This is a genomic window from Sphingomonas sp. SP4 (assembly GCF_058313375.1).
On the sequence record NZ_JBZFLE010000001.1, the window covers coordinates 716,401 to 731,677 of the forward strand.

General features: G+C 63.7%; 16 protein-coding genes. All 16 read left to right on the forward strand.

Going from position 1 to position 15,277, the window contains the following annotated elements:
* Positions 1-18: 18 nt before the first annotated feature.
* The 16 genes from AC4GYV_RS03680 to AC4GYV_RS03755 are packed head-to-tail and all read left to right on the forward strand — an operon-like array spanning position 19 to position 15,183.
* Complete coding sequence (locus AC4GYV_RS03680; protein ID WP_491100381.1) at positions 19-567, forward strand: NuoB/complex I 20 kDa subunit family protein; 549 nt, start codon at positions 19-21, stop codon at positions 565-567.
* Entirely contained in the window at positions 567-1,457 is an 891-nt protein-coding gene (locus tag AC4GYV_RS03685) for an NADH-quinone oxidoreductase subunit C (protein WP_491099304.1), read from the forward strand. The genes AC4GYV_RS03680 and AC4GYV_RS03685 overlap by 1 nt, the downstream gene beginning before the upstream one ends.
* On the forward strand, positions 1,454-2,761 hold the full coding sequence (locus AC4GYV_RS03690; protein WP_491099305.1) for an NADH-quinone oxidoreductase subunit D: 1,308 nt from the start codon (positions 1,454-1,456) through the stop codon (positions 2,759-2,761). Before AC4GYV_RS03685 ends, AC4GYV_RS03690 begins: the two co-directional genes overlap by 4 nt.
* Entirely contained in the window at positions 2,761-3,453 is a 693-nt protein-coding gene (gene nuoE / locus AC4GYV_RS03695) for an NADH-quinone oxidoreductase subunit NuoE (protein ID WP_491099306.1), read from the forward strand. The genes AC4GYV_RS03690 and nuoE overlap by 1 nt, the downstream gene beginning before the upstream one ends.
* Complete coding sequence (locus AC4GYV_RS03700; RefSeq protein WP_491099307.1) at positions 3,450-3,596, forward strand: hypothetical protein; 147 nt, start codon at positions 3,450-3,452, stop codon at positions 3,594-3,596. The genes nuoE and AC4GYV_RS03700 overlap by 4 nt, the downstream gene beginning before the upstream one ends.
* Positions 3,596-4,906, forward strand: a complete 1,311-nt coding sequence (gene nuoF / locus AC4GYV_RS03705; protein WP_491099308.1) for an NADH-quinone oxidoreductase subunit NuoF — start codon at positions 3,596-3,598, stop codon at positions 4,904-4,906. The genes AC4GYV_RS03700 and nuoF overlap by 1 nt, the downstream gene beginning before the upstream one ends.
* On the forward strand, positions 4,903-5,037 hold the full coding sequence (locus AC4GYV_RS03710) for a hypothetical protein (RefSeq protein WP_491099309.1): 135 nt from the start codon (positions 4,903-4,905) through the stop codon (positions 5,035-5,037). The genes nuoF and AC4GYV_RS03710 overlap by 4 nt, the downstream gene beginning before the upstream one ends.
* Positions 5,030-7,039: an NADH-quinone oxidoreductase subunit NuoG gene (gene nuoG, locus AC4GYV_RS03715; protein ID WP_491099310.1), complete on the forward strand. Its 2,010-nt coding sequence runs from the start codon at positions 5,030-5,032 to the stop codon at positions 7,037-7,039. The genes AC4GYV_RS03710 and nuoG overlap by 8 nt, the downstream gene beginning before the upstream one ends.
* A complete protein-coding gene (gene nuoH / locus AC4GYV_RS03720) occupies positions 7,036-8,088 on the forward strand; it encodes an NADH-quinone oxidoreductase subunit NuoH (protein ID WP_491099311.1) in 1,053 nt (350 codons plus the stop codon). Before nuoG ends, nuoH begins: the two co-directional genes overlap by 4 nt.
* A complete protein-coding gene (gene nuoI, locus AC4GYV_RS03725; RefSeq protein WP_491099312.1) occupies positions 8,085-8,567 on the forward strand; it encodes an NADH-quinone oxidoreductase subunit NuoI in 483 nt (160 codons plus the stop codon). The genes nuoH and nuoI overlap by 4 nt, the downstream gene beginning before the upstream one ends.
* A 24-nt stretch (positions 8,568-8,591) precedes the next feature.
* Positions 8,592-9,197, forward strand: coding sequence for an NADH-quinone oxidoreductase subunit J (locus tag AC4GYV_RS03730; protein ID WP_491099313.1), 606 nt, complete (start codon positions 8,592-8,594; stop codon positions 9,195-9,197).
* Complete coding sequence (nuoK, locus tag AC4GYV_RS03735) at positions 9,194-9,499, forward strand: NADH-quinone oxidoreductase subunit NuoK (RefSeq protein WP_491099314.1); 306 nt, start codon at positions 9,194-9,196, stop codon at positions 9,497-9,499. The genes AC4GYV_RS03730 and nuoK overlap by 4 nt, the downstream gene beginning before the upstream one ends.
* Entirely contained in the window at positions 9,499-11,541 is a 2,043-nt protein-coding gene (gene nuoL, locus AC4GYV_RS03740) for an NADH-quinone oxidoreductase subunit L (protein ID WP_491099315.1), read from the forward strand. Before nuoK ends, nuoL begins: the two co-directional genes overlap by 1 nt.
* Positions 11,538-13,061 (forward strand): NADH-quinone oxidoreductase subunit M, encoded by a 1,524-nt coding sequence (locus AC4GYV_RS03745; RefSeq protein WP_491099316.1) that lies wholly within the window; start codon positions 11,538-11,540, stop codon positions 13,059-13,061. Before nuoL ends, AC4GYV_RS03745 begins: the two co-directional genes overlap by 4 nt.
* Complete coding sequence (gene nuoN, locus AC4GYV_RS03750) at positions 13,061-14,494, forward strand: NADH-quinone oxidoreductase subunit NuoN (protein WP_491099317.1); 1,434 nt, start codon at positions 13,061-13,063, stop codon at positions 14,492-14,494. The genes AC4GYV_RS03745 and nuoN overlap by 1 nt, the downstream gene beginning before the upstream one ends.
* 11 nt (positions 14,495-14,505) lie before the next feature.
* The gene (locus AC4GYV_RS03755; RefSeq protein WP_491100382.1) at positions 14,506-15,183 is read left to right on the forward strand and encodes a biotin--[acetyl-CoA-carboxylase] ligase; all 678 of its coding nucleotides are present in this window, start codon (positions 14,506-14,508) and stop codon (positions 15,181-15,183) included.
* Positions 15,184-15,277 lie beyond the last annotated feature (94 nt).

Consider the following 15,277-nt stretch of genomic DNA (forward strand, 5'->3'; position numbering starts at 1 on the left):
CGCCCCGACGAAGACCCGATGCCCAATGAGAATGAGCTTGCTCGTCTCGCAGGGCTGGTTCCCGGCGACATCGACAAGAAGCATCTCGAGGAGCTCCGCCGGAACCTCGACGAAAAGGGCTTCATGGTCACGACCGCCGAGGATCTGTTCACCTGGGCTCGTACCGGTTCCCTGTGGTGGATGACCTTCGGTCTCGCCTGCTGCGCGGTCGAGATGATCCACGTGAACATGCCCCGCTACGACTTGGAGCGCTTCGGCGCTGCGCCGCGCGCGTCTCCGCGCCAGTCGGACGTGATGATCGTCGCGGGCACGCTCTGCAACAAGATGGCCCCGGCCCTTCGCCGCGTTTATGACCAGATGAGCGAACCGCGCTACGTCATCTCGATGGGCAGCTGCGCCAACGGCGGCGGCTATTACCACTACAGCTATAGCGTCGTGCGCGGCTGCGATCGTATCGTGCCGGTCGACATCTACGTGCCGGGTTGCCCGCCGACCGCAGAGGCGCTGCTCTACGGGATCCTGCAGCTCCAGCGGAAGATCCGCCGCGAAGGGACGATCGAGCGCTGATGCCCGTCCAGCTCGCAACCCATGTTCCGAAGATGGCTTCGGACGAAGGCGTGATCGACGCCGCAAGGAAGGCGCTCGGCGACGCGCTGCTAGATGCGGCGGAACATGTCGGCGAAATCATGCTGACCGTGCGTCGGGAGAGCATCGTCGAGGTCTGCCGGGCGCTGCGCGACACGCCCGGCCTGGAATATCAGCAGCTGATGGAAATCGCCGGCGTCGACTATCCCGAGCGCGCGGAGCGCTTCGACGTGAACTATTGCCTTCTGTCGCTCACCAAAAACCGCCGCATCAAGGTCAAGGTCGTGACCGACGAGGCCTCGCCGGTACCGAGCGTCACGGGGCTATGGCCCGTCGCCGGCTGGCTCGAACGCGAAGTGTTCGACATGTACGGCGTTCCGTTCGTCGGTAATCCCGACCTTCGCCGCATCCTGACCGACTATGGCTTTGAGGGCTATCCGTTCCGCAAGGACTTCCCGCTCACAGGGCATGTCGAGCTGCGCTACTCGGAAGCCGAGAAGCGGGTGGTTTATGAGCCCGTCTCGCTGCCCCAGGACTTCCGGACCTTCGATTTCCTCATGCCATGGGAAGGGCCGGAATATCGTCTGCCCGGCGACGAGAAGGCCACGGCCGAAGCGGCTGGCGCGCCATCGCCTGCACCTGCGCCCAATGCCCCTTCGGCAGAGAACGTGAAGACTCCTGCCAAGACGCCGAAGACGACTGACAAGCCGTCCGATACGGGTGCGGGCAAACCGGCCGACGTTCAGGCCACGAAGGAGGCACGTAAGCCGCGCGCGGCCAAGGCTGCGAAGGAAGTGAGCAAGCCGGAAGCAGGGCCCGATCCCAAGCCGAAGGGTTCCGGCCGTCCCCGTAAGGGCGGAGGTCCAGCATGACCGACACCCGCACCGATCTTCGCACCGAAGGCGGCGGAACCGGCGCGCAGCCGAAGAAGCCCCGCCGCGTCGAAGTCAGCGTCGGCGCTGGCGGCCAGGGGACCGAGCTCGGCCACCCCCGCGATCCTGGCGACGAGGCGATCAGTAACTACACGATCAACTTCGGCCCGCAGCACCCGGCTGCACACGGCGTGCTTCGCCTGATCATGGAGCTGGACGGCGAGATCGTCGAGCGCGTCGACCCGCACGTCGGCCTGCTTCACCGCGGCACCGAGAAGCTGATCGAGTATAAGACTTACGCGCAGGCGCTGCCTTACTTTGACCGGCTCGACTACTGCTCGCCGATGTGCATGGAGCATAGCTTCGTCCTGGCGGTCGAGAAGCTGATGGGTCTCGAGGTGCCGATCCGCGCCCAGTACATCCGCACTCTGATGGCGGAGCTGACCCGCATCTCCAACCACATGCTCAACCTCGGCAGCCACATCATGGACGTGGGCGCGATGACGCCCAACCTCTGGATGTTCGAGGTGCGTGAGGACACGCTGCAATTCTATGAGCGGGCGTCCGGTGCGCGCATGCACGCCAATTACTTTCGTGTCGGCGGTGTCCGCTACGATTTGCCTGAGAAAATGCTCGTCGACCTGCAGGACTGGCTCGACCATCGGCTGCAGCTGTTTGAGGACGCCGTCAGTCTGGTCGCCGACAACCGCATCTTCAAACAGCGCAACGTCGATATCGGCGTCGTCTCGAAGGAAGATTCGATCGCCTGGGGCTTCTCCGGCCCGATGATCCGCGCGGCGGGCATTCCGTGGGACATTCGCCGGTCGCAGCCGTACGAGGTCTATGACCGCATGGACTTCGAGATTCCGGTCGGGACCAACGGCGATTGCTACGACCGTTTCATGGTGCGCGTAGAGGAAGTGCGGCAGTCGGCGAAGATCATGCGCCAGTGCCTCAGGGAAATCCCGAAGGGCCCGGTCGGAAGCGAGGACCGAAAGGCCTTCCCGCCGTCGCGGTCGGAGATGAAGACCTCAATGGAGGCCCTCATCCACCACTTCAAGCTCTACACCGAAGGCTATCACGTGCCCGCCGGCGAAGTTTACGTCGCAACCGAGAGCCCCAAGGGCGAGTTCGGCGTCTATCTGGTCGCCGACGGCACCAACAAGCCCTACCGCTGCAAGATCCGCCCGACCGGCTTCTCGCACCTGCAGGCGATGGATTTCATGATGAAGGGTCACATGCTCGCGGATACGACCGCCGTGCTTTCCGCCATCGACGTCGTCTTTGGGGAGGTGGACCGCTAATGGCCGGCCAGGCAGGTATCCTCGACAATTCCGAGCAGCGCGCTCGCTGGGAAGGCTTCGAGTGGACGCCCGAGAATGCGCGCGAGGCGAAGAAGTATATCGCGCGCTACCCGGAGGGCCGTCAGGTCTCGGCGGTAATCCCGCTCCTTGACCTGGCGCAGCGGCAGGTCGGGGCGGAGACGAATACCCAAGGATGGCTGCCCATCCCGGTGATGGAGTTTGTCGCGAAGGAGCTCGACACTTCGTACATCCGCGTGCTCGAGGTCGCGACCTTCTACACCATGTTCAACCTGGAGCCGGTGGGCCGCTTCCACGTGCAGGTCTGCGGAACGACGCCGTGCATGCTGCGCGGCTCGGACGACGTCTTCACCGCCTGCGCCAAGCGCGGGCTGAAGAAGGGCAAGACGACCGACGACGGCCTTTTCACGCTGAGCGAGGTCGAATGCCTCGGCGCCTGCGCCAATGCGCCGATGGTCCAGATCAACGACGACAATTACGAGGACCTCACCGAGGAGAGCATGGGCGCGATCCTCGACGCGCTGGCGGCCGGCAAGATGCCGAGACCGGGCCCGCAGGTCGAGCGCCAGACCAGCTGTCCCGAGGGTGGCCCAACCACGCTCAAGAAGATGGCTGAGCGCAACTACGACTATCGCTCGCAGTGGACGGCGACGGCCGGGGAGGGCGCACAATGATCGGCATCATCATCGCCGTCATTATCGGCATCCTGTTGTTCGGCGCGATCCTTCACCTGCTCAAGATCGCGATCATCGTCGCGCTCTGCGTGGGCGTTGTCATGTTCGCGCAGAACAAGTTCGGCACGAAGCGGATCAGATAATGGGCTACACCGGACCGCTTCCCGACAAGGACCGTATCTTCACCAACCTCTACGGCTTCCAGGAGCCGTGGCTGAAGGCTGCTGAGGCGCGCGGCGATTGGGACAACACCAAGGGCCTAATGGCCGTCGGCCAGGACGCGATCATCGAAGAGGTGAAGGCGTCGGGCCTGCGCGGCCGCGGCGGCGCTGGCTTCCCGACCGGCATGAAGTGGGGCTTCATGCCCAAGGAGCCGAAGCCCGGTAAGCCGAACTTTCTCGTCATCAACGCCGACGAATCCGAGCCGGGATCGTGCAAGGATCGCGAGATCATCCGTCACGATCCGCACAAGCTGATCGAAGGCGCACTGATTGCGGCCTACGCGATGCGGGCGCGCGCCGGCTATATCTACATCCGGGGCGAGTTCATCCAGGAAGCGCGCGTGCTGGAGCATGCGGTCGCCGAGGCATACGACGCTGGCCTGCTCGGCAAGAATGCCGCGGCCTCAGGCTACGACTTCGACCTGTTCGTCCACCGCGGTGCGGGCGCCTACATATGCGGCGAAGAGACCGCGATGCTCGAAAGCCTCGAGGGCAAGCAGGGCAAGCCGCGCCTCAAGCCGCCGTTTCCGGCGGGCGCAGGCCTCTACGGCTGCCCGACGACGGTCAACAACGTCGAGTCCATCGCGGTCGTCCCGACCATCCTGCGCCGCGGCGCGGCCTGGTTTGCAAGCATTGGTCGCGAGAAGAATGAGGGCACGAAGCTGTTCCAGCTGTCGGGCCACATCAACACTCCCTGCGTCGTCGAGGAATCGATGGGCATCAGCTTCCGCGAGCTGATCGACCGCCACGGCGGCGGCATCCGCGGCGGCTGGGACAATCTGCTGGCGGTGATCCCGGGCGGATCGTCGGTGCCGCTGGTGCCGGCAGCCGAAATCATGGACGCGCCGATGGATTTCGACGGGCTGAAGGCGCTCGGTTCAGGCCTCGGCACGGCGGCGGTCATCGTCATGGACAAGTCGACCGACATCGTTCGCGCGATCAGCCGCATCAGCTACTTCTACAAGCACGAGAGCTGCGGTCAGTGCACCCCGTGCCGCGAAGGCGCTGGCTGGATGTGGCGCATGATGGAGCGGCTGCGCGAGGGCGACGCCGAGGTCCAGGACATCGACAAGCTGATCGACGTTACCAAGCAGGTCGAAGGCCACACCATCTGCGCCCTCGGCGACGCCGCCGCTTGGCCGATCCAAGGCCTCGTCCGCCACTTCCGCCCCGAACTGGAGCGCCGCATCGCCGAGCGCGCCGGCCGAGCGATGCTGGAGGCGGCGGAGTGAGCACGACCGCAATCATCATCATCGTTGCGGCTGTCGCGTTGATCGCAATCATCGCGAGCCGGAATAGCGGACCGCGCGTCACGACCATCGAGCGCACTGTAGAGAAGGACAAGGACGGCGGCGATGCCTAAGGTTACAGTCGACGGCATCGAGATCGAGGTCCCGCAGGGCGCGACCGTGCTGCAGGCTTGCGAGCTTGCGGGCAAGGAGATCCCGCGCTTCTGCTACCACGAGCGCCTGTCGATCGCCGGCAATTGCCGCATGTGCCTGGTCGAGGTCGCTCCGGGACCGCCCAAGCCGCAGGCGAGCTGTGCGTTGCCGGCGGCCGACGGCCAGACGATCAAGACCGACACGCCGATGGTGAAGAAGGCGCGCGAAGGGGTGATGGAGTTCCTGCTCATCAACCACCCGCTCGACTGCCCGATCTGCGACCAGGGCGGTGAATGCGACCTTCAGGACCAGGCGATGGCCTACGGCCGCAGCGGTTCGCGCTTCGAAGAGAACAAGCGCGCGGTCGACGACAAGTACATGGGTCCGGTCATCAAGACCTCGATGACCCGCTGCATCCAATGCACGCGCTGCATCCGCTTCTCGTCCGAAGTCGCGGGCGTGAACGAGATCGGCATGCTGTACCGCGGCGAGGACAGCCAGATCACGACCTATCTCGAGCGGACGGTCCACGGTGAGCTGGCCGGCAATCTCGCGGACGTTTGCCCGGTCGGTGCACTGCTCCAGAAGCCGCAGCTGTTCGAGCAGCGCCCATGGGAGCTTCGGCGCGTGCCGGGCATCGACGTGATGGATGCGGTCGGATCGAACATCCGTCTGGACGTCCGCCAGCGCCAGGTCATGCGCATTCTTCCGCGCGTCCATGAGGACGTGAACGAGGAGTGGATCAGCGACAAGACGCGTCATCACGTCGACGCACTCGTCCGTAATCGCCTCGACCGGCCGTGGGTGCGCGAGAAGGCCAAGCTACGCGAGATCAGCTGGCAGGACGCGCTGGATGTCTTCGCCAAGCGCCTCAAGAAGGCCGGCGCGAAGGTCGCGGCGATCGCAGGGGACCTGCTCGATGCCGAGACAATGTACGCCGCGAAGAAGCTGCTGGAAGCGCAGGGTTCGACGCTGCTTGAAGGCCGCCAGACCGGTCTCGCTTACGACGTCACCAGCCTCGCGGCAGTCAACTTCAACTCGACCATCGCCGGCATCGAGAATGCTGACGCGGTCCTGCTGATCGGCACGAACCTGCGCTGGGAAGCGCCGCTGATCGCGACGCGCGTGCGCAAGGTCGCGCGAAAGGGCGGCAAGGTGTTCGGCGTCGGGCCGGAGATCGACCTCGGCATGAAGGTCGAGTGGGTCGGCAACGATCTAAAGCTGCTGAGCAAGCTGCCGAAGAATGTTGCGGATGCCTTCGCGGCTGCGGAGCGTCCGGCGGTCATCGTTGGTGCGGGTGCGCTTGCGGCGGGCGGTCTTGGTGCCGCGCTGGGTCTCGTCAATTCGCTGAAGCTGGTTCGCGATGGCTGGAACGGCTTCAATGTCCTGCACACGTCTGCGTCGCGCATGGCGTCTCTGATCCTCCGCTATGCACAGGCTGGCGGCATCGCCGATGTCGAAGCGGCGGCTCCCGAAGTTGTTCTGCTGCTAGGCGCAGACGAGGTAGCGGCAGACCGCTTCAAAGGCGCCTTCAAGGTCTACATCGGCCACCACGGTGACGCCGGTGCACGAATGGCGGACCTGGTGCTTCCGGGTGCGACCTATGCCGAAAAGCACGGCACGTATGTGAATACCGAGGGCCGCGTGCAGCGCGGTGAGAAAGCGGCGTTCCCGCCGGGGGAGGCACGAGAGGATTGGACGATCCTGCGGGCCGTGTCGCAGCTGGCCGGTTCGACTCTGCCGTTCGACAGTTTCGCGCAGCTTCGTCAGCAGATGGTTGCCGAATATCCGCAGCTCGGCGTCAATGGCCTCCTCGATCTTCCCTGGTCGCCGCCGAAGCTCGCCGCCAAGGCGGAAGGCGCGATCAACTATCCGATCAAGGACTTCTTCCTCACCAACGCCATCTGCCGCAACAGCCCGACCATGCGCATATGCTCGGAAGAGCTGGTGCATGGCATCGAGACGCGGGAGGCGGCTGAGTGACCGACTTCTTCGTCCGCCATGGCATGATGTACGACTGGGCGTGGTTCCTCGCCACGACCATCGGAATCCTCGTTATCGCACTGCCGCTGATGCTGGCGGTCGCGATGATCATCTATGCCGAGCGCAAGATCTGGGCGGCTATCGCCCTTCGTCGCGGTCCGAACGTGGTCGGTCCCTGGGGCCTGCTGCAGAGCTTCGCCGACGGCCTGAAGGTCTTCCTCAAGGAAACCATCATCCCGACGAGCGCGAACAAGGGCCTGTTCCTGATCGCGCCGATTGTGACCTTCACCGTCGCATTGATCGTCTGGGCGGTGGTGCCTTTCGACGCAGGCGTAGTCCTGGCGGACGTCAATGTCGGCTTACTCTACATCCTCGCGGCCAGCTCGCTGGGCGTTTACGGCGTGATCGTCGCGGGCTGGGCATCCAACTCCAAATATCCGTTCTTCTCTGCGCTGCGCGCTGCAGCGCAGATGGTGAGCTACGAAGTTTCTATCGGCTTCGTGCTGATCACCGTCGTGCTCTATTCCAACTCGTTCAACCTGAGCGAAATCGTGATGGCGCAGAAGGGTCACGGCCTCGGCATCGTGAACGGCTATTTCTTCAACATCCTGCTGTTCCCGATGTGGGTCGTGTTCTTCATCAGCTCGATGGCTGAGACGTTCCGTACGCCGTTCGACCTGGTCGAGGCGGAGAGCGAGCTCGTTGCCGGCCACCAGACCGAATATTCGTCGATGAGCTTCGCGCTCTTCTGGCTCGGCGAATATGCCAACGTCATCCTGATGTGCGCGCTGAACGCCATCCTGTTCTGGGGTGGCTGGTTGCCGCCGGTCGACTGGGCTCCGCTCTATCTCGTGCCCGGCATCATCTGGCTGCTGTTGAAGATGTCCTTCTTTTTCTTCTGCTTCGGCTGGGTGAAGGCGACGGTGCCGCGCTATCGCTATGACCAGCTGATGCGGCTCGGCTGGAAGATCTTCCTGCCACTGAGCCTCATTTTTGTCGTTCTCGTCTCTGGATGGCTGATGCTGACGCGTTATGGAGCCGGCGCATGATTACGCGCACGCTCAAGGCTTTCACCCTGTGGGAATTCCTGCGGGCTCACGCGCTGACCTTGAAGTATTTCTTCAAGCCCAAGGCGACGATCAACTATCCGTACGAGAAGGCGCCGCAGAGCCCGCGCTTCCGCGGTGAGCATGCGCTGCGCCGCTATCCGAACGGCGAAGAGCGCTGCATCGCGTGCAAGCTGTGCGAGGCGGTTTGTCCGGCGCTCGCAATCACGATCGAAGCCGAACCGCGGGAGGACGGCAGCCGCCGCACCACGCGCTACGACATCGACATGGTCAAATGCATCTACTGCGGCCTCTGCCAGGAGGCATGTCCCGTGGATGCGATCGTCGAAGGGCCGAACCTCGAATTCGCGACCGAAACGCGTGAGGAACTGCTCTACGACAAGGCCAAACTTCTGGCGAACGGTGACAAGTGGGAGCAGGCGATTGCCGCTAACCTTGCCGCCGATGCGCCCTACCGATAAGCGCGCCGCAACAGGGTCCCCCGTTTGATTGCTATCATCGCCTTTTACCTATTCGCTGCGCTCACCATTCTGCCGGCGCTGTGCGTGATTTTCGCGCGCAACCCGGTGCATTCGGTGCTGTGGCTGATCCTCGCCTTCTTCAACGCGGCGGGGCTGATGCTGCTCGTCGGCGCCGAGTTCATCGCCATGGTGCTGGTGATCGTCTACGTCGGCGCGGTCGCGGTGCTGTTCCTGTTCGTCGTCATGATGCTCGATATCGACTTCGCGGAGCTCAGGTCCGGCTTCACGAAAGAACTGCCGTTTGGGATCATCATCGCGCTGGTTTTGCTAGCGGAGATCTTTGTCGCAGACAGTGCCTGGAAGGCGCGCCCCGGGATGACCGATACGGCCATTCCAGCAACCACCCAGCCGAATATCGTGGCACTCGGTCAGCTGCTTTACAGCCGCTACCTGTTCCCATTCGAGATCGCGGGCTTGATCCTGCTGGTCGCCATGATCGGCGCCATCGTCCTCACGTCGCGCAGCCGGCGCGACACTCGGCCGCAGAAGATCTGGAAGCAGATTGCACGGCGGCCGGAAGAGGCGGTGAAGACCGTCGATCCGGGCGTGGGCGAGGGGATGAAGCTATGATCAGCCTCGCGCACTATCTCGTCGTCGCAGCCGTTCTGTTCACGATCGGCGTGCTCGGGATCTTCCTCAATCGCCGAAACGTCATCCTGATGCTGATGGCGATTGAGTTGATCCTGCTCGCGGTGAACATCAACCTCGTGGCCTTCTCGGCTTTCCTCGGCGACCTGACTGGGCAGGTGCTGGCGATGTTCGTCCTGACGGTTGCCGCCGCAGAGGCCGCCATCGGCCTTGCCATTCTAGTGATCTTCTTCCGTCGCCGCGGCTCGATCGCGGTGGACGACGCCAACCGGATGCGCGGCTGATGCACCCCCTGATTTTCATCGTATTCCTACCGCTCATCGCCGCGATCATCGCGGGCCTGTTCGGCCGCTGGATCGGCAAGACCGCCGCCAAGAGCGTCACGACCGGTGCATTGTTCATCGGCGCGATGCTGAGCTGGCCGATCTTCTTCCAGTACATCAGCGGCGACGCGCAGCCGGTCGTCGTGCCGGTGCTGGATTTCATCAAGTCCGGTACGCTGGACGTGAACTGGGCGCTGCGGCTCGACAGTTTGACCGCAGTGATGCTGGTCGTCGTCACGACGGTGTCGTCGCTCGTGCACCTCTACAGCTGGGGCTACATGTCGGACGATCCGAGCCAGCCCCGCTTCTTCGCTTATCTGTCGCTGTTCAGCTTCGCGATGCTGATGCTGGTGACGGCCGACAGCCTGGTGCAAATGTTCTTCGGCTGGGAAGGCGTCGGTCTCGCCTCCTACCTGCTGATCGGTTTCTGGTACCATAAGCCCAGCGCCAACGCGGCGGCCCTCAAGGCATTCGTAGTCAACCGCGTCGGCGACTTCGGTTTCTCGCTCGGCATCTTCGGCACCTTCCTGGTGTTCGGCACTGTCTCGATTCCGGCGATCCTCGCTGCTGCTCCGGGCATGGCGGGATCAACGATCGGCTTTGGCGGCATGCACGTCGACACGATGACCTTGCTTTGCTTGCTCCTCTTCGTCGGCGCGATGGGCAAGTCGGCGCAGGTCCCGCTCCACACCTGGTTGCCGGACGCAATGGAAGGCCCGACTCCGGTCAGCGCCCTGATCCACGCCGCCACGATGGTGACCGCGGGCGTGTTCATGGTCTGCCGCCTGTCGCCGATGTTCGAGGTGAGCGAGACGGCGCGCCACGTGGTGACCTATGTCGGCGCCTTCACCTGCATCTTCGCGGCCACGGTCGGCTGCGCCCAGAACGACATCAAGCGCGTGATCGCTTATTCGACCTGCTCGCAGCTCGGCTACATGTTCTTCGCGGCGGGCGTCGGCGCATATGGCGCCGCGATGTTCCACCTGTTCACGCACGCCTTCTTCAAGGCGCTGCTGTTCCTCGGCGCAGGCTCGGTTATCCACGCGATGCACCACGAGCAGGACATGCGTTACTATGGCGCGCTCCGTAAGGAGATCCCGATCACCTTTTGGGTGATGGTGATCGGCACGCTTGCAATCACCGGCGTTGGCGTCGCGGGCATCGGCTTCGCCGGCTATTGGTCGAAGGACGCGATCCTCGAGGCTTCGTGGGCCAGCGGCAGCGTGCCCGGTACGATCGCCTTCTGGACCGGTTCGCTAGCTGCGCTGCTGACCAGCTTCTACTCCTGGCGCCTGATCTTCCTGACCTTCTTCGGCGAACCTCGCTGGGCAGCCTCGGAGCACATCCAGCACGCCGTTCACGGCGTGCACGAATCCTCCGACGAAGAGCATGGCGACAGCGCCCATGACCCCGGCCTGCCGCCGCCCGGAACCGCCGGCTATCATCCGCACGAAGGCCCACTGTCGATCCTCGTCCCGATCTGCCTGCTGGCGATTGGTGCACTGGCGGCGGGACAGGTGTTCCATCCGATCTTCGTCGGTGCCGAGACGGCGCCTGCCTATTGGCGCGGGATCATCGCATTCAGCGAGCACCTCGCGCATGCAGCGCATGAATCGCCTGAGTGGGTGAAGCTGACGCCGACAATCGTCATGCTGATCGGCCTCGCCATCGCGTACAACAATTACATCCGCACCCGCGAGGCGCCGCTGCGCTTCGTGCAGACCTTCCCGTCGATCTACCGGTTCGTCTCGAACAAATGGTATTTCGACGAGCTCTACGACTTCCTGTTCGTCCGCCCTGCGCTTTGGCTCGGCCGCGTACTGTGGAAGCGGGGTGACGAGGGGACGATCGACCGCTTCGGCCCGCATGGCGCCGCAGTCGCGGTCGCGGCCGGCAACAAGCTCACGGCGCGGGTCCAGAATGGTTATCTCTACTCTTATGCGCTCGTGATGCTGCTCGGCCTGATCGGCGCAGCCACTTGGGCGATCTGGTGGTCCAAGTGAGCGGATTGCCTGTGCTGACCCTGCTGATCGCTATTCCGGTCTTCGCGGCTGCGATCGCGCTGTTCCTCAATGCGAACGGCGCGCGCTGGGTGGCGTTGATTGCGACCCTGCTCGACTTCGCCTTGGGTATTTACCTCTGGCAGGCGTACGACCCTAACGGACCGCAGTGGCAGTTCGTTGAGCGCGTGTCGCTCGGCGGCGGGATCAACTGGGCGCTGGGCATTGATGGCATCGCGATGACCCTCATTGCGCTGACCGCCTTCCTCATGCCCATCTGTATCGGGGCTAGCTGGCGCGCGATCGACAAGCGCGTGCCTGAGTACATGGCCTACTTCCTGCTGATCGAGGCGCTCATCATGGGCTCCTTCGCGGCGCAGGACCTATTCCTCTTCTACGTCTTCTTCGAAGGCGGCCTGATCCCGATGTACTTCATCATCGGCATCTGGGGCGGCGCCGAGCGGATCAAGGCGAGCTACAAGTTCTTCCTCTATACGCTCTTCGGCTCGGTCCTGATGCTGATCGCCATGCTCTACATGCGGGCAGTGGCAGGCACGTCGGACATCCCGACGCTGATGGCCTACGACTTCTCGAAGGAAGCGCAGACCTTCCTCTTCCTTGCCTTCCTCGCGAGCTTCGCGGTGAAGCTGCCGATGTGGCCGGTCCACACCTGGTTGCCCGACGCGCACGTGCAGGCGCCGACGGCAGGCTCGGTCATCCTCGCCGGCGTCCTCCTGAAGCTCGGCGGTTACGGTTTCATTCGCTTCTCGCTGCCGATGTTCCCGGACGGGTCGGCGCAATTCATTCCTTTGATGTTCGCTCTGTCGGCCGTCGCCGCGATCTACACCAGCCTGGTCGCGCTGGTTCAGACCGACATGAAGAAGCTGATCGCTTATTCGTCGGTCGCACACATGGCCTTCGTGACATTCGGCCTTTTCGCCATGAATCGTCAGGGCATCGAGGGCGCGATGCTGGTGATGCTTGGTCACGGCTTCGTGTCGGGCGCTCTCTTCCTCTGCGTCGGCGTCGTCTACGACCGGCTGCACACGCGCGAGATCGCCGCCTACGGCGGGCTCTCGGACAACATGCCGGGCTATGCGCTGCTTTTCATGGTCTTCACCATGGCGAGCATCGGCCTTCCGGGTACGAGCAACTTCCCGGGCGAATTCCTCAGCATGGTCGGCACGTTCCGGGCGTCGAGCTGGGCGGCCATCGCGGCCTGCTTCAGCACGATCCTCGCGGCCGCGTACATGCTCTACCTTTATTGGCGGATATGCTTCGGCAAGGCGCGCACCCCGGAGGCGGCCGAGATGGCCGACCTGTCGGCTCGCGAATGGTGGCTGCTGGCACCGATCGTCATCGCTGTCTTCTGGATGGGTATTTATCCGGAAAGCTTCCTGCGCCCGATCCGCAATGACGTGGGCCGGATCATCACGCGCCTGGATCGTGTCGCGCCGGCTGGGGATTCGCACCTGACGCTCGGTAAGGGCGCGGCTGCGCACGAACATGGAGCGATGCACTAATGGCCCGGTTGGAAGCATTCCTGCCCGAGCTGATCCTGTCGGTCGGCGCCATCGTCCTGATGATGGTCGCTGCCTTCGGGGGCCGTCGCGCCTCCGGCCTGGTCAACTGGCTGGCGATCGCGCTCCTGTTGGCCGCGACTGCGTCGCTCATTGGCTATCCGTCGCATGCTGGGCCGATCTTCGACGGCCTCATGACCGAGGATCTGTTCGCAAGCTTTGGCAAGGCCATCATGTTCCCGGCCGCCGCGGTTGCGATCATCGCGGCGCATGGGTGGTTTGACCGCGGCGCGGAGCACAGCAGCGAATATGCGGTGCTGATCCTGTTCAGTGCCGTCGGAATGAGCGTCATGGTCTCTGCGACCAGCCTCATCTCGCTCTACGTCGGCCTGGAGCTGCAGAGCCTTGCCGCTTACGTGCTCGCCTCTTACCGGAGGTCGGACGAGCGTTCGGCAGAGGCTGGCCTCAAGTATTTCGTGCTCGGCGCGCTTGCGAGCGGCATCCTGCTTTATGGAATCTCGCTGCTCTACGGCTTCACCGGCACGACCAACTTCACCGGCATGGCCGCCGCGTTCGCTCGCGGAGCCCCGTCGCTCGGACTGCTGTTCGGTCTTGTGTTCCTGCTGGCGGGGCTGGCGTTCAAGATCAGCGCGGTGCCGTTCCACATGTGGACGCCTGATGTCTACGAAGGCGCACCCACGCCGGTGACGATGTTCTTCGGAACGGCGCCGAAGGTCGCCGCCGTCCTCCTCGCTACCCGCGTGTGCATCGAAGCACTCGGTCCGGCCACCGATGCATGGCGACAGATCGTCATCTTCGCCGCCCTCGCGTCGATCTTCGTCGGAGCTATCGGCGCGTTCGGTCAGACGAACATCAAGCGCCTGCTCGCCTATTCGTCGATCAACAATGTCGGCTTCGCACTCATCGGCCTTGCCGCTGGCGGCCCGCGCGGCGCTTCGTCCGTGCTCTTCTACATGGCCGTCTACGTCGTGATGACCCTCGGCGCCTTCCTTTGCGTGCTGTGGATGCGTGATGAGCAGGGGCGTCCCGTCGAAAGCATCGCAAGCCTGTCCGGCCTGGCGCAGACGCGGCCGGGTCACGCATGGGCGCTCAGCGCGTTCATGTGGAGCCTCGCCGGCATTCCGCCCTTCTTCGGCTTCTGGCCCAAGCTGATGGTGTTCAATGCGGCGGTTGCGAGCGGCTATATCGCGCTCGCCGTGGCAGGCATCCTCGGCACGGTGATCGGCGCTTATTATTACATGAAGATCATCAAAGTGATGTTCATGGATGAGCCCGCCGAACCCTTTGCGCGGCCGCACCAGCCCATCCAGGGCTTCCTGATCCTCATCTCGGCCATTGCCATTTCGCCGCTCGGCTATCTGCTGATCGGCCCGCTCAGCTCGATCACGGACCGGGCTGCGGGAACGCTCTTCTGAGCCGCATCCGGATCGTCGAGCGCACCGGCTCGACCAACACCGATCTGTTGGCGTCAGAGGGCGCGGTTGAGGGAGAATGGCTCGTTGCGTTGGAGCAGGACGCAGGAAGGGGCCGGCAGGGGCGCGAGTGGGTCTCGGCACCGGGAAATTTCTACGGAAGCACGCTCGTCCAGATCCGCCCCGACGATCCGCCAGCTCAGACTCTGTCGCTGGCCGCTGGCTTGGCCCTGATTGAGGCGGTGGACGTCGCTGCCCCCGGTCATGCCTTGCTGCTGAAATGGCCCAACGATTTGATGCTCGGCACGAAGAAGCTGGCCGGTATCCTGCTCGAGCGGAGCGGGGATCGCATCGCCGTCGGCTTCGGCGTCAATCTTGCCAGTGCTCCCCAGCTCGAGGACCGCGAAGCGGCGGCGCTCCTTTCAGAGATCAAGCCGCAAGCCTTTGCACCCCTGCTAGCGGGCAGTTTCGCCCGACTTCTCAGCCTCTGGCGCAAGAGCGAAAGCGTCGCGCTTGTTAAGGCTTGGGAGCACCGTGCCCACCACGTCGGAACGAAGCTCACCGTCCACGTCAGCAAGGACGAGACCCTGACGGGCCGATTCGGCGGACTGGACCCGGATGGGGCGCTGCGGCTGATGCAAGACGACGGCTCGATCGAGCTCATTCGTGCAGCCGACATTTTTCTAAGCTGAATCCCTTTCCGGCGTAATTTCGCCGCCGTCGAATTCCTGTTACGGGGCCGCATCGTCGCGAGCGAGTCCGCGCGTTTCGACGGCCGAGTATGTG